Source organism: Ectothiorhodospira mobilis (assembly GCF_016584115.1).
GTDB classification, from domain to species: Bacteria; Pseudomonadota; Gammaproteobacteria; order Ectothiorhodospirales; family Ectothiorhodospiraceae; genus Ectothiorhodospira; species Ectothiorhodospira mobilis.
In genome coordinates this window covers 66777-90132 of the sequence record NZ_NRSK01000009.1, presented here as the reverse complement: position 1 = coordinate 90132, position 23356 = coordinate 66777, and the positions used below count along the sequence as shown (strand labels likewise).

The 23356-nt window shown below is 68.6% G+C and carries 18 protein-coding genes; 2 read left to right on the top strand and 16 right to left on the bottom strand.

Annotation, left to right across the window (positions count from 1 at the left end):
- Positions 1-22 precede the first annotated feature (22 nt).
- From CKO33_RS05815 to CKO33_RS05765, 11 genes are all read right to left on the bottom strand, one after another.
- Positions 23-1180 carry a TIGR03088 family PEP-CTERM/XrtA system glycosyltransferase gene (locus CKO33_RS05815; RefSeq protein ID WP_200180221.1) on the bottom strand — a complete coding sequence of 386 codons (1158 nt, stop codon included), beginning with the start codon at positions 1178-1180 and terminating at the stop codon, positions 23-25.
- A complete protein-coding gene (xrtA, locus tag CKO33_RS05810) occupies positions 1173-2774 on the bottom strand; it encodes an exosortase A (RefSeq protein ID WP_200180220.1) in 1602 nt (533 codons plus the stop codon). Before xrtA ends, CKO33_RS05815 begins: the two co-directional genes overlap by 8 nt.
- Before the next feature lie 22 nt (positions 2775-2796).
- The gene (locus tag CKO33_RS05805) at positions 2797-4023 is read right to left on the bottom strand and encodes a TIGR03087 family PEP-CTERM/XrtA system glycosyltransferase (protein ID WP_200180218.1); all 1227 of its coding nucleotides are present in this window, start codon (positions 4021-4023) and stop codon (positions 2797-2799) included.
- Positions 4023-5087 carry a FemAB family XrtA/PEP-CTERM system-associated protein gene (locus tag CKO33_RS05800; RefSeq protein ID WP_200180216.1) on the bottom strand — a complete coding sequence of 355 codons (1065 nt, stop codon included), beginning with the start codon at positions 5085-5087 and terminating at the stop codon, positions 4023-4025. Before CKO33_RS05800 ends, CKO33_RS05805 begins: the two co-directional genes overlap by 1 nt.
- Positions 5080-5910, bottom strand: a complete 831-nt coding sequence (locus tag CKO33_RS05795; RefSeq protein ID WP_200180247.1) for an XrtA system polysaccharide deacetylase — start codon at positions 5908-5910, stop codon at positions 5080-5082. Before CKO33_RS05795 ends, CKO33_RS05800 begins: the two co-directional genes overlap by 8 nt.
- Before the next feature lie 23 nt (positions 5911-5933).
- A complete protein-coding gene (locus tag CKO33_RS05790) occupies positions 5934-6959 on the bottom strand; it encodes an XrtA/PEP-CTERM system-associated ATPase (RefSeq protein WP_200180214.1) in 1026 nt (341 codons plus the stop codon).
- A gap of 4 nt (positions 6960-6963) precedes the next feature.
- On the bottom strand, positions 6964-8406 hold the full coding sequence (locus CKO33_RS05785; RefSeq protein ID WP_200180212.1) for a TIGR03016 family PEP-CTERM system-associated outer membrane protein: 1443 nt from the start codon (positions 8404-8406) through the stop codon (positions 6964-6966).
- Positions 8403-9482: an XrtA-associated tyrosine autokinase gene (locus CKO33_RS05780; RefSeq protein WP_200180210.1), complete on the bottom strand. Its 1080-nt coding sequence runs from the start codon at positions 9480-9482 to the stop codon at positions 8403-8405. Before CKO33_RS05780 ends, CKO33_RS05785 begins: the two co-directional genes overlap by 4 nt.
- Positions 9479-11044 (bottom strand): XrtA system polysaccharide chain length determinant, encoded by a 1566-nt coding sequence (locus tag CKO33_RS05775; protein ID WP_200180208.1) that lies wholly within the window; start codon positions 11042-11044, stop codon positions 9479-9481. The genes CKO33_RS05780 and CKO33_RS05775 overlap by 4 nt, the downstream gene beginning before the upstream one ends.
- Before the next feature lie 74 nt (positions 11045-11118).
- Complete coding sequence (locus CKO33_RS05770) at positions 11119-11739, bottom strand: XrtA/PEP-CTERM system exopolysaccharide export protein (RefSeq protein ID WP_200180206.1); 621 nt, start codon at positions 11737-11739, stop codon at positions 11119-11121.
- A 201-nt stretch (positions 11740-11940) separates the two neighbouring features.
- Positions 11941-12357 (bottom strand): OsmC family protein, encoded by a 417-nt coding sequence (locus tag CKO33_RS05765; protein ID WP_200180204.1) that lies wholly within the window; start codon positions 12355-12357, stop codon positions 11941-11943.
- 191 nt (positions 12358-12548) lie between these two features.
- Between CKO33_RS05765 and crp the strand changes: the two genes are divergently transcribed.
- Positions 12549-13187 carry a cAMP-activated global transcriptional regulator CRP gene (gene crp / locus CKO33_RS05760; protein ID WP_090483219.1) on the top strand — a complete coding sequence of 213 codons (639 nt, stop codon included), beginning with the start codon at positions 12549-12551 and terminating at the stop codon, positions 13185-13187.
- 341 nt (positions 13188-13528) lie between these two features.
- Here crp and recQ read toward each other — a convergent pair whose 3' ends face one another.
- The 3 genes from recQ to pepN form a co-directional block, all read right to left on the bottom strand.
- Positions 13529-15346, bottom strand: a complete 1818-nt coding sequence (recQ, locus tag CKO33_RS05755; protein WP_200180202.1) for a DNA helicase RecQ — start codon at positions 15344-15346, stop codon at positions 13529-13531.
- Between the two features lie 88 nt (positions 15347-15434).
- Positions 15435-15662 carry a DUF2061 domain-containing protein gene (locus CKO33_RS05750; RefSeq protein ID WP_200180200.1) on the bottom strand — a complete coding sequence of 76 codons (228 nt, stop codon included), beginning with the start codon at positions 15660-15662 and terminating at the stop codon, positions 15435-15437.
- A 131-nt stretch (positions 15663-15793) separates the two neighbouring features.
- A complete protein-coding gene (gene pepN / locus CKO33_RS05745) occupies positions 15794-18430 on the bottom strand; it encodes an aminopeptidase N (protein WP_200180245.1) in 2637 nt (878 codons plus the stop codon).
- A gap of 123 nt (positions 18431-18553) precedes the next feature.
- Here pepN and CKO33_RS05740 point away from each other — a divergent pair, with 123 nt between their 5' ends.
- Positions 18554-19570, top strand: coding sequence for a CobW family GTP-binding protein (locus CKO33_RS05740; protein WP_200180199.1), 1017 nt, complete (start codon positions 18554-18556; stop codon positions 19568-19570).
- A gap of 234 nt (positions 19571-19804) precedes the next feature.
- Here the strand turns inward: CKO33_RS05740 and CKO33_RS05735 are convergent, their stop codons facing one another.
- Positions 19805-21982 (bottom strand): HAD-IIB family hydrolase, encoded by a 2178-nt coding sequence (locus CKO33_RS05735; RefSeq protein ID WP_200180198.1) that lies wholly within the window; start codon positions 21980-21982, stop codon positions 19805-19807.
- Entirely contained in the window at positions 21948-23354 is a 1407-nt protein-coding gene (locus CKO33_RS05730) for a glycoside hydrolase 100 family protein (RefSeq protein WP_439099422.1), read from the bottom strand. Before CKO33_RS05730 ends, CKO33_RS05735 begins: the two co-directional genes overlap by 35 nt.
- Positions 23355-23356 lie beyond the last annotated feature (2 nt).

Below are 23356 nucleotides of genomic sequence, written 5' to 3'. Positions count from 1 at the left end.
TGTGGATGGGGCGCGGCCGCTCTCAGCCCGCCACGAGGCGGTCGTAGACCGCCAGATAGCCCTGCACCATGGCCTCCAGGCTCAATTCCCGCTCCGCGTGCACCCGGGCCGCCGCCCCCAGGGCCCGGGCCCATGCCGGATCCTGCAGGCAGCGCGCCAGCGCCGCCACGAGGGCATCGGCATCCCCGGGAGGGACCAGCAGGCCGGTGTGTCCGTCCCGGATCAGGTCCGGATTGCCGCCCACGCGGGTGGCCACCACCGGCAGTCCGGTGGCCATGGCCTCCAGGACGGTGTTGCAGATCCCTTCCGCCAGGGAGGGCAGGACCAGCACATCCAGGGCGCGCAGGACTTCCGGGATGTCATCCCGGGCCCCGGGGAGCCAGGCCAGGTGGGCGGCCCCGGCCGCCTCCAGGCGGGCGCGCAGGTCCTGCAGCAGCGGTCCGTCCCCCACCATCACCAGGCGCGGCTCGCCTCCCGGCGGGGCCTGCCCTAGCAACCCCAGGAAGGCCTGCACCAGGACCTCCGGGGCCTTCACCGCCTGCATGCGCATGACCGCCCCGAGCACCGGCGTCCCCGGCGGGGCGAATCCGGGGGGCAGCACCGCCCGCGCCGCCGCCCGGTCCTGCGGGGGGTGGAAGCGTCCCGTATCCACCCCGTTGCAGATGTGGTTCAAGCGGACGGCGGACACACCGATGGGACCAGCCAGATAGTCCATCTGATGGCGCGAAAGGGCGATGTACTGCCCCACCAGCGGGCGGAACAGGCGGCGCATGCGGCGGGGGCCCTCGCCGGAGCCGTCCAGGTCGCCCACGTTCCAGCCGTGCTCGCCATGGACACGGCGCCGCACCCCCGCCAGGGCCGCCGTGGCCTGGACCTCCAGGGTGGCCAGGTTGCGGGTATGCACGATCGCCGGCCGCAACCGGCGCAGCAGGCGCCACAGGCGAAGGTGCACCGCCGGATCCTTGCCCTCGCGTTTGTGCAGGGCGTGGAGGGAGACCTCCTCCCGCTGCAGACGCCGGGCGAAATCGGTGTAGCCGGTCATGCAGAGGATGGCATGGCGATAGCGATCCGGCGGCATGTGATTGATCAGGTTCACCAGGCCGTTCTCCATGCCCCCCACATCCAGGCGATGGATGACATGGGCCACCAGGGGCGGGGGCTGCGCAGGCACATCAGCCATCGCGGCTATCCCCCGTCTCCACGGACACCCGCCGGGGGGCCTGCCCCAGGAATCCCTTCAGGATCTCCCGGGCCGGGTCGGGCCTATCCCGGAACCCGGTGCTCACCGTCACCAGCAGGGAGCCTTGCCGGTGCCCCGTGATCCGGGCCCAGGACTCCAGGAGTTTCACCTCCACGGGGCGCACGGTGGTGCGGCCGGCCACCTGATACCAGTGCCAGACCAGGCGGTCCTCCCCTGCCCTTCCCCGCAGGAGGGTCTCGCGCACATCCTGTTGCCTCCCGTCGGGCAGGGCAACGGAGCGGATGTGCTGCCGGATCCGACGCCATTGCCGCCCATCCTGGATGCGGTTGTCATAGCGGATCAGATCGGTTCCGGGCCGATCGTGGCGATAGTGGTAGATCTGCCATGCCACCTCCCCCGCATCGCTGGCATAGGCCACCTGGATACGGTCATCGGGCTCGGCCCAGTCAGGGGTCCAGACCGGGGCCTCCAGGGGAAGTGGTCCCCGCCATCCGGCCACCTGCGGCGCCACGGGCCGCGCATCCCCACCCCGGGCGGTCATGCGCTGGTCCATCCAGGCCTCCCCCGCCGGCGCCAAAGCCAGGGCCGCCACCGCGGCCAGGAGCGGCAGGATGCGGGCCGCCGGACGGCGGGCCGACGGGGCCCCGGAAAAGGGGGCGCCCCCCCGGTCGGGTGAGGCGGATTGGAAATGATCCTCCCGGAAGAAGGTGCCGGTCCAGAACAACAGGAACATGACCAAGCCGAAGAACAGCCAGCCGTAGATCAGGTGATCCACCCCCACGGCCCGTTCCATGTCGGTCCAGTGGGCGATCAGGATGATGCCGTAGGCGCGCAGGCCGTTGGCGACGATGGGCACGAGGATGGACAGGGCCACGAAGGCCAGGCGCCGCCAGAGACTGCGGTAGACCAGATAGGCATAGACCAGCCCCAGGGCCACGGAGGCGATGAGATAGCGGATTCCGCTGCACACCTCCGCCACCACGAAATCCCCGGCGGGGATGCTGATGTAGTGGCCTTCGCTGAAGGTGGGGATGCCCGAGAGGCGCAGCAGCGCCACACTGATCCAGGCGGTGAAATCCTGCAGCATCGGCACCAGGAAGTTCCCCACGGGCCAGGCGAAGAACAGGTAGGCCAGGGGGAAGATCAACACCCGGGAGACCTGACGTCCCAGCAGGGCCAGCACCAGGGCGGGGATCAGGGCCACCACCACGAAGGTCTGCACCGTGGTGATGTCGGCCGCCCGGCCCAGAAACCAGACGCCTCCCAGGATCAGGATCCCCAGGGCGCCGAGGAGGCTGGGCTCGGGGGTGGTCCGCGCCAGGGCATGGCGCCGGGTCCAGACCAGGAAAAGGCTGATGGGGAGGATGATCATGCCGTGGGCATAGGTCTGGGAATGGGTCCAGATCTGCACCAGACGCTCCACACCCGGCCAGTAGAGCCACCCTGCAAGCCACAGACCCAGGACGAGTCCCGCCAGGGCCCAGGGCCAGGGGATCCCGCCCCCCCCCTGGGGCGAAGGGGAAAGGGAGGCGGTCTCCGGGGTATGCATCGACGTATCCCTTTTGGCATCCATCACCCTGCCCTCCTTTTGCCCTTCATCCCGGCGATCCGTCCCCGGTCGCCCTCTCCAGAAGATCCGCGAAACGCCCCATGTGTTCGGCCCAGCTGTAGTGACGGCACACGCAGGCCCGGTTGCGGTCCCCCGCATCCGCCGGCAGCGCCCCCGTCAGGGCCGACAGGGACAGCGCCGCCAGATCCCCGGGGTCTTCCGCCACCAGGGGCTCCAGGTCCGCGCACAGGCGCAACCCGTCCATGGCCTGGGGGGTGGCGATCACCGGACGGGCCATGGCCATGGCCTCCAGGACCTTGTTCTGCACCCCCCGGGCGATGCGCAGCGGGGCCACGGCGGCCACGGCCTGGGCCAGGTACGGGCGCACGTCCCGCACCGCGCCGGTGACCTGCACCCCCTCGATCCGCCCCAGCCGTTTCACCTCCGGGCCGGGGCGGGCCCCCACGATGGTGAACCGGGCCTCGGGACAGCGGGCGCGCACCCGGGGGAAGACCTCCCCGGCGAACCAGCGCACCGCATCCACGTTCGCCCAGTAGTCCATGGCGCCGGTGAACACCAGGTGGCGTTCACCGGGCGCGAAGGGCTCACCCTGGACCCCCCGGGGGGAGAAATAGTCCACGTCCACACCGTTGTCGATGGCGTGGGTGGTGGAGGCGGTCCCGGGAGAGAGCCGCCGGAACAGATCGGCCTCCTGTGCGCTGACGAACACCCCGGCGCCGGCCCGGGCGGCGACATGGCGTTCATAGGCCAAAAGCCGCCGGGACTCCCGCGCGTACAGGCGGTTCATGGGAAAGCGGTGGGAGGGGGCGTACTGGCGCCATTTATCGGAATCCACGTCCACGAAATCCACCACCACATGGCAGCGCGCATAGTCCTGCGGCTCCAGGTACTGGGCCATGGCCGAGGAGAAGACCAGCACCCGCCCCACGCCGGCATCCAGGGTTTCCCGCACCCAGCGCCGCAGACGGTGGTCGGCGTAGTAGGGCAGCGTCAGGGGACGGCCGTCCAGCAGGCCGCGCAGGCTCTTCAGCCGGGCCCTGGTGGGGTCCAGCCGCTGCAGACAGAGATCATGGCAATAGGCGGCGACGTCTTCCCGGTAGTCCCAGTCGTGGGGGTCATCGACGAAACACCCCAGGTGGATGCGGTACCGCCCCGCCAGATGCTTGAGCAGATTAAAGGAACGGATCTTGTCCCCCTTGTTGGGGGGATAGGGGATGCGGTGGGCCAGAAACAGCAGACTGGATTCCGGCATCAGCCCAACCCCCGGGAGATGCGGGGGCCGATGCGGTTGGCCACGGGGGTGGGCAGGCGCTTCCAGGCCTGGATGAACAGCCGGTAGCGGGGGTTAAGGGGATTGATATCCGGGATCGCCCGGGCCCGCACCAGGTGGTATTCATAGTAGAGGGTCTGCGGCACGAAGCCCCAGTTCTTCTTGAAGTGGAACGAGCCGGTGCCGCGCTTGCTGCGGCCATAATCAAAGAGACGGTACCCGTCCTCGCAGGCCCGGCGCATGACCTCCCAATAGAGGAAATCGAAGGCCGCCAGACCCCGGGCCTCCACCGTACCGCCACCGTAATAGGGCAGCACCTCGTCCCGGAAGAGGAAGCTGAGCACGCCGCTCACCGGCCGCCCCTGATGGTGCACCGTGGTCACCCGGGCGGCGTCACCGAAGGTGTCCATGAGATCCCGGAAGTAGCGCCGGGCGAAGACCGGGGTCCCCAGACGGCGCACACTGTCGGCGTAGATGGGAAAGAACCGGTCGATGCCCGCCTCCTCCTCGGAGGTGAGCCCCCGCTGGATGCCCTTGCGCACCATTGCCCGCTGCTTGCGGGGTATGGCCTTGAGGTTGACCTCCGGATCGGGATCCATGGCCTTGCGGAAGGTGACGTACAGATCCTCCCTGCAGGGCCAGTGGGGCAGGCGGCGTTGCCGGTGACGCAGTTCCAGGTAATCCACCTGCAGGGATTCGGCCAGGTCCCGGGCCGCCCGGATCAGGGCCCCTTCGGCCTCGGCGTCTTCGGCCGCCACGCCACCGTAGACGCAAAAGGGCACCGACACGAGCGCGTTGCCGAACAAGAGGGTCTTCACCTGCCCCAGGGGCAACACCCCCCGGATGCGCCCGCCGGACTCGGCATAGAGATAATGGCCGGGATGGCCGAAGGCCTGTTCCAGCACCCGCTTCCAGCCGGCCCGGTGGAAGAACGTGGCCTCGGGGCAATCCTGCACGAAGGCCTCCCAGGCGGGTTCCGCCGACGCATCCAGGTGGCGGACGCTGAGCTCCCCGGCGCCCCGGAGGATCGGTCCCGCCTCAGTCATCAGCGGTGCCCGGTTCCAGGAACACACGATCCATGCGGTCCCAGCGAAAATCCTCCAGCAATCGCCCGAGGCGCGATTCCATGCGCGCCAGGTTGAGATAGTGGCGTATGCGGGTCCTCAGCCCGATGCCCCCCTGACGGGGCTGGTCCGGGTCGATCTCCCAGGGGTGGAAGTAGAACACCGCGGGCTGCCCATCGTGCCGGTTCACCCGGCGCAGCGCCCAGCGGGACAGGGCATAGGGATAGAGACGGAAATAGCCCCCGCCGCCGCAGGGAAAGTTGCGCCCCCTCCAGGCCACGGTGGTCACCGGGATCTCCAGCAGGTCGCCGTCCCCCGGCCGGAAGGGAAAGCGCGGCGCCTCGGGCATGCCATAGAGATCGTGGCGCACGGGATAGATGCTGGAACTGTAGCGATAGCCCGCCTCCTGCAGCCGGTCCAGGGCCCACAGGTTGTCCCGGCCGATGGAATAGCTGGCGGCGCGGTAGCCCTGCACGGGGGCCCCTGCCGTGTCCTCCAGCAGGGCCCGGGTGCGGGTCACGTCCTGGCGAAAGGCCTCCTGCGTCTGCTCCGTGGCGCGGATATGGGACCAGCCATGGCTGGCGATCTCGTGGCCCGCGTCTCTTGTGCGGCGCACCAGGGCGGGATAGCGCCGGGCGATCCAGCCCAGGTAGAAGAAGGTGGCCCGTACACCGTGATCGGCGAAGAGCTGCAGGATCCGATCCACGTTGTCCTCCACGCGGTGGGGCAGGTCGTCCCAATCCCCGCGGGAGATATGGGGTTCGAAGGCCGAGACCTGGAAATAGTCCTCCACGTCCACGGTCATGGCATTGAGGGGTTCCACGGGCTCTACTCCTTCAGCAGTTGCTTCACTGCGCGGCGCAGGATGGACAGTTCCCGGAAGACCGTGCGCTCCAGGGTCTGGATGCGGCTCTCCAGGGCCGAGACCCGCAGGTCAATGTGCCCCCAGGAATACCCCGCCGGGCGGCCCTGGGCATCGTAGAGCCCACGATCCAGGCCACCATCCGGATCCGTATCCCCGGCATCGTCGGAGGCCGCGCTCAGTTCCGCCTCCAGTTCCCGGGCCACGGTCTCCACCACACCGGCGTCGATGGCGTGGCGCTCCTCCAGGAAGGCATAGAGCAGCAGCCGGTCCGCCAGGCTGTTGATGCGCCGGGGGATGCCCCCGGTGCGGGCCTGGATCTCGTGGAAGGCATCGTCGCCCAGGGCCGGATCCTGGCGCCAGCCGGCGCTCTCCAGGCGGTAGAGGATGTAGTCCCGGGTCTCTTCTGCCGACAGGGGCGTGAGATGGCAGGCGGCGAGGAAACGCTGCCGGAACTGCTCCAGTTCCGGCAGTTGCAGGGTGCGGCGGAACTGGTTCTGCCCCAGCAGGAAGCTCTGCAACAGCGGCTGCCCGGAGACCTGGAAATTGGACAGCATGCGCAACTCCTCCAGGGCATGGGGCGGCAGGTTCTGGGCCTCGTCGATCACCAAAAGGACGCGCCGCCCCTCGCGGGCCTTCTCCACCAAAAAGCCCTCGATGCGGTGCAGCAGACTGGCCTTGGTCTCGTTCTCCGCCACCTGGAGGCCGAAGGCGATGGCCACCATGCGCAGCAGGTCGTCGGCGTGGAGCTGGGTGGTGACGATCTGGGTGGCGAACAGCTCCTCCTGGGGCAGGTCCTGGAAGAGCGTGCGCACCAGGGTGGTCTTGCCCGTGCCCACGTCCCCGGTGATGGCGATGAAGCCCTCCCCCTGACTCAAACCGTAGCGCAGATAGGCCAGGGCCCGCTTGTGGATGCGGCTGCCGAAGAAGAAACGCGGGTCCGGGCTGAGCTGGAAGGGCTTGCGATCCAGATTGAAGTAGGCTTCGTACATGGGCTCAGAAGGTGGCCGTCAGGCTGGCGGTGAGGCGGTTTTCCTCGTAATCCCCGCCGGCCGTGGTGGAATCCCGCTCCTGTCGGCGCAGGTCCAGGGCCGCCGTGGTGCGGGGCCCCAGCTGCCGGGTGACGCCCAGCCCCAGGGTGAGGAGATCGTCTTCGCGACCCTCCGGGCGATACTCGGCCCATTGCCAACCGCCATTGGCGCGCAGTTGGGTGCGGGGGGCCACCTCCAGGCCCAGGTTGAACCGCAGGGCCTCGATCTGTTCATCCCCCCGCCCCGTCTCGAAGCTGCGATCGTCCCGCAGGGCGGTGACGGACCAGGAGAGCCGGCGGCGCTCCCCGGACACCGTGAAATCCAGGCGTTTGGAGACATAGGTATCCGGCACCAGCGCCCAGGCCTCTAAGGTGAAGGTCTCGGGGTTAAAGATGATGAAGACATCCTCGCCCTGCAGCTCCTGCAGCGTGTCCACCCGCTCGTAGCCGCTCAGGCTGTCCACGGTCTCGGCATAGCTCAGGCGCCAGTTGGCCAGGCGCGAGCGGTGACGCAGATCCAGACCGTAGGTGTCGCCGAAGAAGCGTTCCCCATAGAAGCCCCCCAGGCTCGTGCGCACCGTGGGCGCCCAGTCGAAGCCGGCGCGCCAGAAGGTGTCGTCCGGCCGGGCCCGACCCGGGTCCTGCTCGAAGTCGTTGCGCTCCTCCCCACCGGCCGCGTAGAGGCTGAATCGCGGCGACAGATTCAGGCGCAACAGGGCCTCCAGGGTCTCGAAGGTGACTGCCGAACCGTCCTCATAGTCGCTCTCTTCCCGGTTGTAGCTGAGCCCCCAGCCCAGGGTGGTGAACATGGGGCCACTGTTCAGGCTCGCCTGCAGGCGGTGGGTGGTGCTGTCCGCCGCATCCGCCTCGGCCTCGACGTAATCGACCCCTTCGTGGCCATAGCGCACCTGGGCCATGGCCACACGCCCGAAGGCCCGGCGCCAGTAGGGGCTGAGCCGGTAACGGAACACGTCGGTCTGGTTGTCCCCGGCGGTGATGGCGTCCTGCCCCAGCCCCTCCCGGGCATCCAGGATGCGCTGGTCATAGCTGGCGGAGGCATCCAGAAAGAGGCTTTCCCGCAGCAACTCCGTGGTGCTATTGGCGCGAAATTGATGATCCACCCGGTTGCGCTGGTCGTCGTCCCAATAGGCCATGCCCCGGAGGTTGTAGGCCAGGTCCAGGGCCGTTCGCCCCCCGGCACGGCGGGCCGTCAGCCCGGCATTGACCTGGCTTACGGAGTCGGATTCCGCCTCCCGGGAGGTGGCCGCCCGGTTTACGTTATCGGTGACGGTGTGGGAGAAACGCACGCGGGGAGTGACCTCCCAGGGCCCGGCCAGGGCCGGGGCCGCGCCGCCGGTGAGCAGCAGGCCGCAGGCCAGAAGCAGGCCGATCCCTGGCATAGCAGTCATGCGGCGGGACCCTGGGCAGCCGGTTCGTCGTGGTGGTAGCCGTAACCGTAGCCATAGCCATAGCCATAACCGGCGTAACGGCCGCCAAAGGGGTTGCGCATCTTGTTGAGCACCAGACCGATGGGCTTGGAGGTGTCCAGCATCGCCAGGGCCTCCTTTACCGCGCCCTGGAGGGTGCGGCTGGACTCCACCACGAAGACGATCTGTCCCAGCAGGCCCGCCAGGACCACCGCCTCGCTGGTGAGCAGCAGCGGCGGGGAGTCGAAGATCACCATGCGGTCGGGATAGCGCTGCGCCAGCTCCTGGGCGAGGCGTTCCATGTCCCCGCTGGCCAGCAGTTCATTGGAATGGGGATGGTAGCGCCCCATGGGGATGACCCGCAGCTTGGGGATGTTGGTCTTGATCATCACGTCCCCCACGTCCAGGTCCCGGTCCAGGAGCAGATCGATGAGCCCGGGCCCCATGGGGGTGCCGAGGATCTCGTGCACACGGGAACGGCCCACGTCCGCGTCCACCAGCAGCACCGTCTTGTCCATTTCCATGGCGATGCTGATGGCCAGATTGATGGCGGTGAAGGTCTTGCCCTCGCCGGAGCGGGCGCTGGTGACCATGACGAGGTTGCCGTTGCGCACCAGATCCGCCCCCTGGCCGAAGGCGTTGGCCAAAAGCGGCCGCTTGATCATGCGAAATTCCTCGGACACCGGATTGCGGCTGGCCTCGGCGGTGACAAAGCCCTGTTCCTTCAGCCTGGTCAGGTTCAGCTCCGTGTAGCGGTCCCTTTGGGGGTCCACATCCGGCGGTGGCGGCGGCACCTCCGGCAGGGGCTCGGGCGTATGCCGGGACCCCATCGGGGTTTGCCGGGGGGCACCGCCGGCCTCGGCAGCCGACTCCCGGGCAGGTGCCCCGGATCCGGAAGGCGGGGAGGATGCCTCTGCCGCCGTGCCGGGCGCGGGGGATGGATCCGCTGCCTCCACCGGGGTTGCAGACGCCTCCTCCCCCGGGCGGCGCGTCTCCAGACGGCGCACGGCCTTTTCGATGAGGCTCAGATCGTTCTCTTTTCCCTCTTTTCCGCTCATCCGAGAAGCCGCTCCGCGATGGACCAATGGATACCGCCCGCCGCCACCACGGCCAGATAGGCCCCCAGCAGCAACAGCCCGCCCACGGTGAAGGCCCCCAGTTCCACCCGTTCCCGTATACGGACCTGGGGCCCGGTGATGCGGGAGACGGTGCCCAGCACGGGGAAGCCGGTGACGCTGTTGAGGCTGCGGCGGTTATGAAACACCGGCCGCAGCTGGCCGATGAGGAAGGCCAGTCCCGCCCCCAGGGCGATCCCCCCCAGGCTGGACAGGGTGAACAGGGCCGGCCGGTTGGGGGCGGACGGGGTGGAGGGCACACGCGCCGGCTCGATGACGCGGAACTGCACCTGGTTGCCCTGCTCCTCCAGGCGCTCGCTGACGTTGGCGATCTCCCGCCGGCGCAGCAGTTGCTGGTACTGCTCCCGATTGACCTCGTAGTCCCGGTTCAGGCGCTTGAGCTGCGCCTCGATCTCGGGGATGACATCCACCAGGCGCTGCAGCTTCTCCACCTCGGCCTGTTGCTGGCGCTCCCGGGCCCGCAGACTGGCCAGTTCCACCTCCACACTGGAGAGGCTCATGCGCATCTGCTGGTAGACGGGGTTGGTGTCCAACTGCTCGGCGCTGGGACCGGACTGCCGCGCCAGGCGCAGGGTCTCCTCCCGCTGCGCCTCCAGATCCTCGATGGTGCGCTGGATGCTCTGGATATCCGGATGGCGCTCGGTATAGGTGAGCAGGAGTTCGTCCAGGCGCTGGTGCAGGTTGCGGATACGGGCATCGATGGCCGCCGTGGCCGAAGTGCCAGCCCCGCCCATGATGCCGAAGGTGGGGGCCTCGCCCACCAGTTGCCGGCGGATCTCGTCCCGGCGATTGACGGCCTCGCGGATCTTCAGGCGGGTCTCTTCCAGGGCATTGCGGGCGGACTGCAGGCGGGCGTAGTAATCCCCCCGGTCATCCGGCAGCATCCCCGCATTCTCGCGGCGGAATTCGGCCAGGCGCTCCTCGGCGGCCTGCAGGCGCTGCTCGTAGGCCTCGATCTGGGCCTCCAGGAAACGCTGGGCCTGGTCGGTGCCGCTGCGGAATTCCCCCAGGGCCCCCTCGACGAAACGGTTGAGCAGGGCCTGCACCACATCATAGGCCCGCTGGGGATCGGCATGGGTGTAGCTGATGCTGTAGATGTTGTTGTCGTTGCGACCACCGGCGGAGATGCGGATGCCGCTGCGCAACTGCTCCACGATGCGCTGCATGTCGGCATCGTTGCGGGCCTGCAGGTGCAGGTCCGTGGCCCGGGCCACCGATTCCAGGTTGGGGGTGGTGAGCATGGTCCGGGTCATGAAGGCCACCCGCTGGCCGGGGTTGGAATCCACCGCCAGCCCCCGCAGCAGGGGGCGCAGCATGGAGTCGGTGTCCACATGTACCCGCGCGGAGGCCTCATACACATCCGGGAGGCGGGTGGCATAGGCCCAGCCCACCAGGCTCACCGCCCAGGCGACGAGGAGGATGATCCAGCGATAGCGCCAGGTGTCCCTGACATAACCCAGGATCTGATTGAGGATGTCCTGCATGCTGGCCTTCCGCCCCCGCCAATGTGTTCCCGGAGTGCGGACGCGCTCCGGGACGGATTCGGATCAATTCCGGATCAGAACCAGGATTCCGGGATGATGAGGATATCCCCCGGATACACCGGCGCGTTGGCCTCGATATCCCCATCCCGGATCAGGTCATCCAGACGGACCTGGTACTGCCCGGTCTCGCCGTTGATCTTGCGCACGATGGTGGCGCGATTACCGGCGGCGAACTCGGTCATCCCCCCCACGGCGATCATGACATCCAGCAGGGTCATGTGCTCGTTATAGGGGATGGCCTGGGGATTGGTGGCCTCCCCCACCACCCGGATCTGCTGATCATAGGGCCCGCGGAATCCGGTGACGATCACGGTCACCACGGGGTCGCGTACATAGACCTGGAGGACCTCCTCCATGTCCCGGGCCAACTGCGTGGGGGTCTTGTTGGCGGCCTGCACGTCCTCGATCAATGGGGTGGTGATCCTGCCATCCGGCCTCACCGGCACCGACATGGACAGCTCCGGCTGCCCCCAGACGAAGATATTGACGTTATCCCCCGGGCCGATGATGTAGTCCGGGTCCTCCTCGTAGTCGATGGCCTCCAGGGGGGGGTAGGGGGAACTGGCACAGCCCCCGAGAAAGACCACAAGGACGAGGAACGCGAGGGACCGGACAAGACCGCTTGACTGACACATGTTCCGAACTTCCTCCATCGGTCGGCGTGCCGGACCCGGCGGCGAGGCCATCCAGCCCGGGGGACGGGGATCCTTCACAAGGGACACTAGCACAGAAAACGGGAACTGCATCACATTTCACCCCCCCCCCGATCCGGGGAACGGATGCCCCGCGTCCCTGGCTGGAGTCTAGCAGAACCCCCCGGGGGCCGGCGGGCCGTTTCACGCGGTGCGGATCTCGAAATCGTGGGTGATGCGGGCGGTCTTGCCCAGCATGATGGAGGCGGAGCAGTACTTCTCCGCGGAAAGATCCACGGCCCGGGCCACCTGTTTCTCCGACAGCTTGTCCCCGGTGACGATGAAGTGGACATGGATGGCGGTAAAGACCTTGGGGAAGTCCTCCGCCCGCTCGGCGGAGATCTCCACCTCACAGTCCGAGATGGGCTGACGCGCCTTTTGCAGGATCTGCACCACATCGAAGGCGGTACACCCCCCCAGCCCCAGCAGCAGCATCTCCATGGGACGTGGCCCCAGATTGCGTCCACCCTGTTCCGGGGCACCATCCATCACCAGGGCATGACCGCTCGGGGACTCCCCCACAAAGGCAACATTTTCCAGCCATTGAATCCGTGTTTTCATGCCTCGCTTTCTCCCCCGGCGGCTGCGGTGCCGCCCAGCATTCGACAAGCCCAATCCGGTACCATAAACTCCTTGATGGCGATCGAAAAGCACCCACAACCGCCACAGATCCAGTGCTGCACCGGGTTTGCGACCTTGCCAGGCCGCCCTGGATGTCGGCCACCCACACGTCCCTCCTGGTGAGGTGGAGCATGAGTCGCCTGCCCGTACAGAAGCAGACCCCGGACCCGGCCCTGGAAAAACTCCTGGCACACAGCCACCGGAGACAATACCCCGCCCGCTGCACCATCATCCATGCCGGCGACCGGCCCGAGACCCTGTACTACATCGTCCAGGGCTCGGTGAGTGTGATCATGGAGGACGAACTGGGGCACGAGATGGTGCTGGCCTATCTCAATCCCGGACAGTTCTTCGGCGAGATGGGCATCTTCGCCTCCCAGGCCCGCAGTGCCGGTATCACGACCCGCAGCGCCACGGAGACGGCGGAGATCCACTATGCCAAATTCCTGGAACTGGCCATGGACGACCCGCAGATCATGTTCCTGCTGGCCACCCAGCTGGCGGACCGCCTGCGGGAGACCAGCCGCAAGGTCATCGACCTGGCCTTCCTGGACGTGACCGGCCGCATCGCCCGCACCCTCATGGAACTGGCCCAGCAGCCCGACGCCCTCACCCACCCCGACGGCATGCAGATCCGCGTCACCCGCCAGGAACTGGCCAAGATCGTGGGCTGCTCCCGGGAAATGGCCGGACGCGTGCTCAAGGACCTGGAGGAACGGGGGCTGATCACCGCCCGCGGCAAGACCATCGTCGTCTTCAACGCCCGCTGAGGCCTCCCGACCCCTTTCACCCAAAGGCTCCCCGATCGCCCTCGCCATAAGCCGTAGTCCGGAGCGGATGGGCAGCTGGGAACCCCGGGGCCGCCCGCCCCCCTGGGAACGCCGAGCCCCAGCTCGGCATTGCACTGAGCCAAGCTGGGGCTTGGCGCTCCCAGCAACCCCATCAGGAACGCCGGGCTCTTACCCGGCCCCCTGGGAACGCCGAGCCCTAGCTCGGCATCGCACTTGAGCCAAGCGGGTACTTGGTGCTCCCAGCGATCCCCCACGGGACTGGATTCACGGCGTCCCGCGCAAGGCCCCCCGGCCCGCGACGCCCCCTGCCTGACTCAGGATCATCCCTCCCCCGCGATCACCGCCAGAAAATCCCCCCCGAAGGTCTCCAGCTTGCGCTCCCCCACCCCGGGGATCTCCGCCAGATCCGCCAGGGTGGACGGCCGGCGCCGCGCCATCTCCATCAGGGTGACATCGTGGAACACCACATAGGGGGGCACCCCCTGGGCCTCCGCCAGCCGCCGCCGGCAGTCCCGCAGGGCCTCGAACAGGTCCCGGTCCGCCGGGTCCGTCAGGGCCGAGGCCGCCGTACGCCGCGCCGTGCGTCTCCCGGCCGGGGCCCGCACCTCCCGGCGCAGCAGCAGTTGCGTCTCCCCCCGCAACACCGGCCGGCAGGACTCATCCAGCCGCAGCGCCCCGTGCCCCTCCACATCCACGGCCAGCAGACCCCGGGCGATGAGCTGGCGGAATACCCCGCGCCAGGCCTCCACGGCCAGATCCGCACCGATGCCAAAGACGCTCAGGCCATCGTGGCCGAAATGCTTGATGCGCGGATCCTCCCGACCACGCAGCACATCCACCAGATAATTCACCCCGAAACGCTGCCCCGTGCGGTGCACACAGGACAACGCCTTCTGCGCCGCCACCGTGGCATCCCAGGTCTCCGGCGGCTCCAGGCAGTTGTCACAATTACCGCAGGGGGCCTCCAGGGTCTCACCGAAATAGGCCAGCAGGGCCTGGCGGCGGCAGGCGGTGGTCTCGCACAGCCCCAGCATGGCGTCCAGCTTGTGGCGCTCCAGGCGCTTGCGGGCATCGTCCGCCTCGGAGGCGTCCAGCATCTGCCGCAGGGTGATCACATCCTGCAGGCCGTAGCGCATCCAGGCATCCGCCGGCAGCCCGTCGCGGCCAGCGCGCCCCGTCTCCTGGTAATAGGCCTCGATGCTCCTGGGCAGATTCAGGTGCGCGACGAAGCGCACGTTGGGCTTGTCGATGCCCATGCCGAAGGCGATGGTGGCGACGATGATCACCCCCTCCTCGTTGAGGAACCGCCGCTGATGCGCCTCCCGCACCTGGGACCCCAGGCCCGCGTGATACGGCAGGGCATCGAGTCCCGCCTCCTGCAGCCAGGTGGCCACCTCCTCCACCCGCTTGCGGGACAGGCAATAAACGATCCCCGCCTCCCCGGGATGGGTCTCGCGGATGAAGCGCAACAGGGCCTGGCGGGCATTGCCCCGACCCTGGTGGATGCGGTAGCGGATGTTGGGACGATCGAAACCGCTGATGAACGCCCGCGCCCCCTCCAGACCCAGGCGCTCGCGGATCTCATCGCGGGTGCGGGCGTCGGCGGTGGCGGTGAGGGCGATGCGTGGCACCCGGGGCCAGTGCCGGGCCAGCAGCGACAGACGGATGTACTCAGGACGGAAGTCGTGCCCCCACTGGGAGACGCAGTGGGCCTCGTCGATGGCGAAGAGATTGATGCGGGCCCGGGAGAGCAGCTCCAGGGTGCGCTCCGCCAGCAGGCGCTCCGGGGCCACATAGAGCAGATCCAGATCCCCCTCCAGCAGGTCCCGCTCCACCTGGCGCACCTCATCCAGGTCCAGGGTGGAATTGAGACAGGCGGCACGCACCCCCGCCTGGCGCAGGGCCGCCACCTGATCCTGCATCAGGGCGATCAGCGGCGACACCACCACCCCCGTGCCGGGCAGGGCCATGGCCGGGATCTGGTAGCACAGGGACTTGCCGCCGCCGGTGGGCATGATCACCAGGGCATCGCCGCCGCCCATGAGGGTCTCGATCACGGCGTCCTGGGGGGGACGGAAGGAGGTGTAACCGAAGGTATCCTGGAGGATGCGGAGGGGATCCGCGCTGGGTGGCTGCATGGAGGACGGAATCCGGGGCTTGCGATACAGGTCCTCCCTCAAGATACAGCCTGGGGCCGGGAAGCAAAAGCGCCGGGCCGTCGGGGGATCACCCCCCGACGGTCATCCCGGCCACCCCCTGGGGGGCCTCCTGGGTCCGGGCCCGGCGGGCGCGGATGCGATCCCAGAGCTTCTCGTGGAAGTGATAGACCACGGTGTTGACCGTGGGCTCCACCAGGGCCACGAGTCCGCCGATGACGATGCTGCCCGTGAGCGCGAAGGTGACGGAGAAGGCCACGGTGAAGTGGGCGATGGCAAAGCTGATGGTCTTGATCATGGCGGATTCCTCTCTGCGCTGAATTTCTTTACTGAGAATAATACGCAGTTGATAACCATTCTTGAAATTGAGATTTGCCATCGATCCCATTGACCCCGGCTATCACCCCGGCGGGCGGTCCTGCGCCCGGCTCAGGCCAGGGCGCGGGAGGCCACCTCGTAGACATCCGGCGACACCCCCGGCCGGGCCACGATGCGCTCCAGGGCGGCCCGCATGTGCTCCCGCCGGGAGGCATCGAAGCGCCGCCAGCGCAGCAGGCTGGTGGCCAGACGCGCGGCCACCTGGGGATTGAGGGCGTCCAGTTCCAGGATGGCCCCGGTCACCAGGCGGTAGCCCTCGCCGTCCGCGGCATGGAAATGCACCGGGTTGGCCATGGCGAAGGTCCCGAGCAGGGCCCGCACCCGGTTGGGGTTGCGCAGGGAGAAGCCGGGATGGGCCATGAGGGCCTCCACCCGCTCCCGGGTGCCGGGGGCCCCGGAGGCGGCCTGCAGGGCGAACCACTTGTCCAGCACCAGGGGGTCCTGGCGCCAGCGGGTCTCAAAATCCGCCAGGGCCTCGTCCCGCTCCGGGCCCGGATGGTCCATCAGGGCCCGCAGGGCCCCCATGGCCCCGGTCATGTCCCGGGCCTGCTCGTACCGGGACCGGGCCAGCGCCAGGGCCTCCCGCTCCCCGGGGGCACACAGGTAGGCCAGGCACAGATCCCGCAGGCGCCGCCGGCCCATGGCCGCCGTGTCCCCGCCCCGGCTGTCCACCAGGGCGTCGTGACGCGCCCGCCAGCGCTCCGCCAGGGCCCGCCCCAGAGACTGCCGGGTGAACCGCCGGGCCCGGTGGATGGCATCCACGTCCACCTCCTCCATCTGATCCGCCAGATAGCCCTCGCCGGGCAGGGTCAGGGCCTCGGCCACGAGGGCGGCGTCCAGGGTCTCGTCCTCCAGCACGCGGGCGAAGGCGGTCTCCAGGGCCGGGTCCAGGGTGGGCTCCTCCCCCGCCTGCAGGGCGCGGATCTGCGCCAGCAGCACCTTCAGGGCCAGTTGCTGCCCCGCCTCCCAGCGGTTGAAGTCATCGCCGTCGTGGGCCATAAGGAAGGCTAGGTCCTCGTGGGTGTACGGGAAGTGCAGTTTCACCGGGGCGGAGAAGCCCCGCAGCAGGGAGGGCACCGGCGGCGCCTCCACGCCCTGGAAGACGAAGGTCTGTTCGGCCTCGGTGACATCCAGCACCCGCTCCCGGGGCGGCGCCTCCCCGTCCGTGTCATCGGACAACTGCAGCGGCAGGGGCCGGCCCCGGGGATCCAGCAGCGCCATGCGCAGGGGGATGTGCATGGGCCGCTTCTCCGGCTGCTCCGGGGTGGGCGGGCAGGACTGGCGCACCGTGAGCCGGTAGGTGGCAGTGGCGGCGTCATGATGGCCGTCCACCTCCAGCCGCGGCGTACCGGCCTGCTCGTACCAGAGACGGAACCGGCCCAGATCGCGCCCGGTGGCATCCTCCATGGCCCGCACAAAGTCCTCCGTGGTCACCGCCTGGCCGTCGTGGCGCTGGAAGTACAGATCCAGCCCGCGGCGGAATCCCTCCCGGCCCACCAGGGTCTGGATCATGCGCACCACCTCGGCCCCCTTCTCGTACACCGTCATGGTGTAGAAGTTGTTGATCTCGATATAGGAATGGGGACGCACGGGATGGGCCATGGGACCCGCATCCTCGGGGAACTGCAGCGAACGCAGGCGCTGCACGTCGTGGATGCGCTTGACCGCCCGCAGGCTCTGATCGGCGGTGAATTCCTGGTCGCGGAAGACGGTGAGCCCCTCCTTGAGGGAGAGCTGGAACCAGTCGCGGCAGGTGACCCGGTTGCCCGACCAGTTGTGGAAATACTCGTGGGCAATGACCCCCTCGATGGCCACGAAGTCGTCGTCGGTGGCCGTCTCCGGGCGGGCCAGGACGTACTTGGAGTTGAACACGTTCAGGCCCTTGTTCTCCATGGCCCCCATGTTGAAGTCATCCACGGCCACGATCATGTAGATCTCCAGATCGTACTCCCGGCCGAAGATCTCCTCGTCCCAGCGCATGGCCTTCTTCAGCGAGGCCATGGCATGGTCGCACTGGTCCAGGTTGTGCCGCTGCACATAGATGCGCAGGTCCACCTCCCGGCCCGAGCGGGTGATAAAACGATCCTGCTGGCAGACCAGATCCCCGGCCACCAGGGCGAAGAGATAGCTGGGCTTGGGGAAGGGGTCGTGCCAGATGGCGTAGTGGCGGCCACCGGGCAGATCCCCCGACTCCACCGGATTGCCGTTGGAGAGCAGGACCGGGCAGGTGGCCCGGTCCGCCTCCAGACGCACGGTGTAGACCGTGAGCACGTCCGGCCGGTCCGGGAACCAGGTGATGCGCCGGAACCCCTCGGCCTCGCACTGGGTGCAGAAATTCCCCCCGGAGACATACAACCCCTCCAGGGCCGTGTTGGCCCGGGGCTCGATCACCGTCTCCAGCTCCACCACGCAGGTGGCGGGCAGGTCGTGCAGCAGCAGGCGCTCCGCCTCCAGGGTGCGCCGGTCTTCGGGCCAGTCGTGACCGTCCACCTGCAGCCCTTCCAGGCCCAGATCCTGGCCGTTGAGCACCAGCGGGGCCGGGTCGTCCACCAGCCGGGTCAGCTCCAGCCGGGAGCGCACGCGGGTCTGCTCCGGATCCAGGGCGAAGTCCAGATACACCGCGTCCACCCGCCACTGGGGCGGCGCGTAGTCCTCGAGGCGGATGGCGCGGGGGGCGGCGTCTTTCATGGGCATGGGGGATGTCCTTGCACAGTGGATCGTGGATCAATCCCAACTATAGCGCCCGGAAAAGGGGCGGCCAAGGCGGAGGCTTCATGTCAGAATGGGGGTCCATCCCCAACCCCATCCCCCATGACCGCAGCGAAGAACCCCACCCCCCGCACCACGCTGAACCTGATCAGCGGCTTTCTCGGCGCCGGCAAGACCACCGCCATCCTGCACCTGCTGCGTCATCACGCCCCCGGCGAACGCTGGGCGGTGCTGGTGAACGAGTTCGGCGAGGTGGGCATCGACGGCGGCGTACTGGAGGACGCCGGCGGCGGCATCCCCGTGCGCGAGGTCTCCGGGGGCTGCATCTGCTGCACCGGGGCCATGAACCTGCGCGTCGCCCTCACCCGCCTGTTGCGGGAGGTGCGACCGGACCGGCTGCTGCTGGAACCCACGGGGCTGGGCCACCCCGCCGGCATCGTCGACACCCTGCGCGACCCCTGGCTGGCGGGGGCGGTGCGCCTGGGCAATATCCTCACCGTGGTGGACCCCTCGGGCTTCAGTGAGGAGCGCCTGGAGAAATCCCTGATCTACGCCGACCAGCTGGCCCTGGCGGATGTGGTGGTCCTCAACAAGACCGACGTGGCCCCCGAGGACCGGATGCGGGCCCTGGAGACCCATCTGGCCGGGCTGTATCCCCCGAAACTGGCGGTGGTGCGCACCACCCGCGGGGAGGTGGACCCGGCCCTGCTGGATCTGGCGGGCCGGGCCCGGCCCGGCGGTGCCTTCACCCCGGTACAGCCCGGGGCGGCCGGCGCGGAGGCGGCCTGCCCCCTGACCGCCCCGGGCCTCCCCGACCACGGCCAGGCCCCCGAGGCGGACACGGCCCGGGGCTGGTGCTTCGGCCCGGAGGTGATCTTCGACCGCAAGGGCCTGGAGGCCCTGTTCGGCGCGCCCCCCTTCGATGCCCTGACCCGGGCCAAGGGGGTGGTGCGCACCGGCCGGGAATGGCAGCGCCTGGACTGGGCCGAGGGCCGACTGGAGATCACCCCCATCACCTGGCGGCGGGACAGCCGCCTGGAACTCATCGCGCCGGAGGACGCCGTGCCCGACTGGACGGACGTGGAGGCCCGGCTGCGGGCGGTGACGCGCACGGGGTGACGGACAGGGTCAGTCCCCGGCAGCGCCGGGCCCGGTCCTCCTGGCCGCACTGGACCACAACCATTCCTCCGGACTGCCGCACAGGCCGGCCTTCACCGGATTGCGGTGGATATACGCCACGACTGCATCCAGATGCCGCTGATCGCGGATCTACCGGTCCCAGTCGTCGCGCATCCAGAAACGTTTACCGGGCCGGAGTTCCCAGGGGCCGGGTGGGGCCCGGCATTCCCGGGGCTACGTTCCTCCCTCTCCGGGGAGGCCGCAGCGGCCGAAGAACTGGTAGTGGTCGAAGGCTTCGGCGATGCCGCCGGCGTGGGTGGCGTCGGCGAAGTAGATGCGTTTGAAGCCGTAGAGCTTTTCCAGTTCGCGGGCGTGGTTGCCCACCACCACACCGAGGGTGCTGCCCCGGAGCATGTCCTCGTCGTTGCCCGAGTCCCCTGCCACCAGGACCCGTTCCACGGGGATGCCCCATTTGTCGGCGAAGTAGCGCACGGCAAAGCCCTTGGAGGCCCGTACCGGGAGCAGGTCCAGGAAGTGGTCGTGGGAGTAGATGATGTTGGCGTGCAGGTCCTTCTGGTGCAGCAGGCGCTCGATCTCGTTCATGCCCGGGGCCTCGGCCGGGTCCACGAAGAAGCTGATCTTGTGCCGGCGCTGGTCCTCCTCGGGCTGCAGTTCGATCCCCGGCAGTTCCAGCAGGGCCGCGCGCAGGGCGTCCGGCTCCCAGCGGTAGTCGATGTGCCGCGCCCAGCCCAGGTCCTCGGTCATCTCCGGGCCGTAGTGGATCTCGGCCCCCACGGAGGTGATCATCAGGTCGGGGGTGGGTACGCCCCATTCCCGCAGGATCTGGATGGCGGAGTCCAGGCGGCGGCCGGTGGCGATGCCGAAGGCCACGTCCCGGCCCTCGTCCTTGAGGCGCTGCAGCATGGTGCGCAGGCCGCCCCGGTCCCCCAGGAGGGTGTTGTCGATGTCGGAGACGAGGGCCCGGTCCGCCTGGGAGAGCTTGCCGGAGAGGCGCTGCTGGCCACGGCGGATGCGCCCGGCCTCGCGGCGCAGGCCCTTGATGCGCTTGACGTACTTGTCGGCATGCCCTTCCCAGGAATAATGCTTGCGCACCCCCTTGAGGCCGTTGTCCGAGAGGCGTTTCCAGCGCTCGGGATCGCTGATGATGGAAAAGATCTCCCGGGCCATGGTGTCGCTGTCCAGGGCGTTCACCAGCACCCCGTTGTTGCAGTGGGCGAGGATGTCCCGCGGGCCGCCGTCGTCGGTGGCCACGAAGGGGGCGCCGCTGGCGGAGGCCTCGATGAGGGTGAGGCCGAAGGGTTCGGTGAGGGCCGGGTTGACGAAGACCCCGCGGGTGCGGGTCACCAGACGGTACAGGTCGGGGACGTCGTCCGGACTGTGGTGCTTGGGATAGGCCACCTGGCCGTAGAGGTCGTGGTCGTCGATGCGCATGAGGACCTCGGTGAGCACGTCGCGGGCGCCCCGGTCCAGGTCGCGGATGCGGTCCCGGTTGCCGGCCACGATCACCAGGTTGGCCATCTCCCGCAGGCCCTCGTGTTCGGCGTAGGCCTGGATGAGGGTGGGGATGTTCTTGCGCTCATCGGGCCGGGAGAGGGCCAGGACGATGGGCTTGTCCGGCTTTTTGAGAAAGCGCGCCAGGTCCTTGTAGATGGGCGGGCGCGGTGAGCGGGCCCTGGGGGGATGGAAGCGCTTCAGGTCCGTGCCCGGGGGGATCACCACCATGCGCTCCGGCTGGTAGTGATCGTAGATGGCGTATTGCTCCTCCACCTCCTGCTGGGTGCTGGCGATCACCATGTAGGCGTTGGCCAGCACCTCCTCTTCCGCCTCGATACGGCGGCTGATGCTGTAGCGGGACTCGATGTCCCGCTCCGGGACCCCCTTGGCCAGCAGCCGTTCGCGCTTGACCCGGCCCAGGGAGTGGCCGGTCTGCACCACCGGCACCCCCAGGAGGTTGGCCACGCGCACGGCCACGTGGCCGGCGTCGGCGTAGTGGCCGTGGACCACGTCGGGCCGCAGGCCCACGCGGCGGATGTGCTTGATGGCGTTGTCGGCAAAGCAGTCCAGATAGGGCCAGAGCTTTTCCTTGCGCAGGTAGCGGCGGGGGCCGCAGTCCAGGCGGATGATGCGCGCCCCGTGGCCCAGGTCCTCCTCCGGCCGGGCGTAGTCGCCGGAGACGCGGCTGTCCTCCACGCGGCGGGTGAGCAGGTCCACCCGCCCCACCTCCGGGTGCCGGGCCAGGGCCCGGGCCAGTTCCACCACGTACTTGGTCTGGCCGCCGGTATCGGCGTCCCGTCCCAGTTCCAGGTTCTCACCACGGATAAGGCCGTGGATGCTCACCAGGACGATGTAGAGACCTTCACCCCGCGTCGCCTTGCTCTGGGTCTTCTTCATGCGTCTTCCCGTATCCCTTGAGGCTGAGAACGTCCAGGCTGGACGGATCGTTGAGGAACTTGTCCGCCACGATCAGGGCCGTGGCGGACCAGGTCTGGTTGAAGTTAGCCCGGCGCCCCATGAGCCGGCCGTTGCGGCCATCGTAGTATTCCGGCCAGCCGTTGCGGGCCAGGCGCGTGGCGGCGCTGTCGAAGGCCCGCCGCGCCAGGTCCGGGCGCCCGGCCTGCAGGGCCGCGGCCACGAAGGCCCAGAGCAGCGCCGGCCAGTTGCCGCCGTTGTGGTAGGACCAGGGGATATTCTTGGGGTCGGAGCCGGTCTTCAGGCGCCATTCCTCCCCCTGCATGGCCGGGTAGCAGATCTTTACCGGCATCATGCCCATGAGGTCGTCCCAGCGCTGCTCGTAGAGGCGCATCATGGCCCGGGACTGGTCCGCATCGGTGAGGCCGAACAGGGCGGAGAGCAGATTGCCCAGGGCGAAGAAACGAAAGTCCATGCGCCCCGGGCCCAGGTTGCCCACCAGGTAGCCCGCGTCCACCGGCAGCCAGTCGCTCACCCAGTCGGGGATGCTCTCGGGGTGGATGTTCAGGGCATTCTCCGAGTCGTGGCCGAAGACCTCGGTGCGGAAGCGGTGGATGCGGTTCAGCCGGTCCTCATCCAGCCAGTAGTAATGGCGCACGTATTCGGTGAGCTGGGCGATGCGCTTGTCCGAGTGGTCGCGCACCCCCCGGTTCTCCGGGTTGGCGTCGTCCAGCATCGCCAGGGCCGCCTTCAGGGCGCCGAAGAACAGGGCCTGGATCTCCAGGGGATGGCCGTAGACCCCCATGCGCCGGTCGATCATGAAGGAGCCGTCGGGCACCAGCAGCGTGGGGAAGATCTCGAAACGGTCCTGCAGACAGATGTTGAGGATCATGCGGATGCCCCGCTGGCACTCCGCCGAACGGGTGAAGGCCCGGTCGCCGGAGATGCGCTCGTAGGCCACCAGCAGGATGAGCCACCACATCATGGAGTCCACCGGGGCCACGCGGCCGATGGCGCGGTCACCGAAATCGGCATGGATCTCCTCCCGGCCGGTCTCGTCGCAGTGCACGCGGAAGCTGGCGGGCATCACCTTGGCCACGGTGCGGTGCCCTTCCACCTCCTCCTGCTGGTCCCGCAGGCGCAGCACCAGGGCCAGGAAATCGCGCACGATCTCGCCGCGCCCGTCCAGGAGGAAGACCAGGGCCGAGGGGACAAAGTCACGCACGAAGCAGTCGGCGTAGTTCTCCGCCGGGGCATGGGCGTCCAGACTGGCGATGGTACCCACCTCCCGGCCCTCGCTGTACACCAGGGAGGCCTCGAGCAGGCGGTAGGCGGAGGCGATGGGATCGGTCAATG